The following is a 1422-nucleotide window of genomic DNA, read 5'->3' on the forward strand; positions in this document are numbered from 1 at the left end:
CAATGGGATGGACTCCTCCTCACCCTACTCCGGCGTCAGTGCGCCATACTGGTAGGTGGTTGGAAAACTATCAGCTTGAGAGTCAGGAGAAGCCCATATGAACATTAGCCGAGTTGGTGTGGATATCGCAAAGTCTGTCTTTCACGTACATGGCGTTGACCGGCATGAGAAGCCTCAATGGCGGGGTAAATATTCCCGGGCCAAGTGGTTGGAAGCTATCTCGCGCCGTGTGCCCCAAGGGGCTGTCATCGGCATGGAAGCCTGTGCGTCTGCCCACTACTGGGCACGTGAACTTCAAGCGCGTGGTTACCAGGTAAAGCTGATCGCCGCCCAATTCGTGAAGCCTTACGTTAAAACGAATAAAAATGATCGGGCAGATGCTGAAGCGATTTGTGAAGCATTAGGCCGTCCTACGATGCGCTTCGTGGCCGTAAAAACCGTTGATCAACAGGACTGCCAAGCCACCCACCGGATCCGTGAAGAGCTGATTAGCCAGCGCACGGCGAAGGCCAATCAAATCCGTGGCCTCGTCGGTGAGTATGGGTTTACTGCACCCACCGGTATCCAGCAGTTACGGTGGGCGCTGCCTCTTTGGCTGGAGGATGCCACCAATGGGCTCAGTGACCGCTTTCGCTGCCTTCTGGCCGACTTAGCGGATGACCTCCGTTATTTAGATGAGCGCGTTGCGCAGTTAACGTCCGCCATTGAAACGCACGCCAACACCGACCCCGTCGCCAAGCGCTTGATGAGCCTTCGCGGCATTGGCCCGATCACCGCCAGTGCCTTATCGGGCGTGCTGGGTGATGGCGCTATCTACAAGCGTGGGCGCGATTTTGCCGCCTCGTTAGGGCTGACCCCGCGTCAACACAGCACGGGCGGACGAGAGCGCCTGTTGGGGATTAGTAAGCGTGGCAACAGCTATCTACGAAAGCTGCTGGTACATGGCGCACGAGCGGTGCTGCGTTTTGCCGTCAGGCAAGAAGACGGGCTTAGTCAGTGGATCAAGCATCTTGCCGTGCGCAAACATCGTAACGTGGCGATTGTGGCGCTAGCCAACAAGACAGCGCGTATGGCGTGGGCCGTCACGCGTTACGAGGTGCCGTATAACCCTGAGTTGGCTGCCGCGGCGTAAGCCGGCGACGTGGTCAGAAACATTTAACCTTTAACCAGTGTTCCCACCACCCCGATTGCAACACCACAAGAGAGATGGCGAACAGGTCGAACCGACGCCGGGCCATACCGTGTAGCGCGTAGAGCATGAAAGCTCGTTTACCCTGCGGGTACCCGGCGTGCGAATAGCCCATTAAGGTCCGATGCCCACACGTTAGGCATCTTTTACGAGACCGGATATACGCTAGCAGTCGACCGTGCCGCTATGACCTTTTGTGCTTGCAAGCGAGGAGGAGTCCATATACGCGCTAC

At 57.1% G+C, this 1422-nt stretch carries 1 protein-coding gene; it reads left to right on the forward strand.

What is annotated here, in order from left to right; translation table 11 throughout:
• Positions 1 to 97 precede the first annotated feature (97 nt).
• Entirely contained in the window at positions 98 to 1132 is a 1035-nt protein-coding gene (locus tag HZU72_RS23565; RefSeq protein ID WP_180096373.1) for an IS110 family RNA-guided transposase, read from the forward strand.
• Positions 1133 to 1422: the final 290 nt, after the last annotated feature.

Source organism: Vreelandella sedimenti, assembly GCF_013416325.1.
Classification (GTDB): Bacteria; Pseudomonadota; Gammaproteobacteria; order Pseudomonadales; family Halomonadaceae; genus Vreelandella; species Vreelandella sedimenti.